Raw genomic sequence first — 235 nt, forward strand, 5'->3', positions numbered from 1 at the left:
CCTCCTCACCCCGCACTCCCACGGGACGGCCGACAGGCTCGACTCCGCGCTGGAGTCCTCCGCCCGGGGCATGCGCGCCCTGTGGGTCTCGCTCGCGGTGCTGGGCGTGACGGCGCTGGCACAGGCGGCCGTGGTGGTCGCGTCGGGCTCGGTGGCGCTGCTCGGCGACACGGTGCACAACGCGGCGGACGCGCTGACCGCCGTGCCGCTGGGCATCGCCTTCGTCCTGGGGCGG

At 76.6% G+C, this 235-nt stretch carries 1 pseudogene; it reads left to right on the forward strand.

What is annotated here, in order from left to right:
* Nucleotides 1-235 (forward strand): annotated as a pseudogene (locus B7767_RS43360) (cation diffusion facilitator family transporter); the annotation flags it as partial.

Origin of the sequence: Streptomyces sp. 13-12-16, from assembly GCF_002114215.1 — a bacterium.
Taxonomy (GTDB): Bacteria; Actinomycetota; Actinomycetes; order Streptomycetales; family Streptomycetaceae; genus Streptomyces.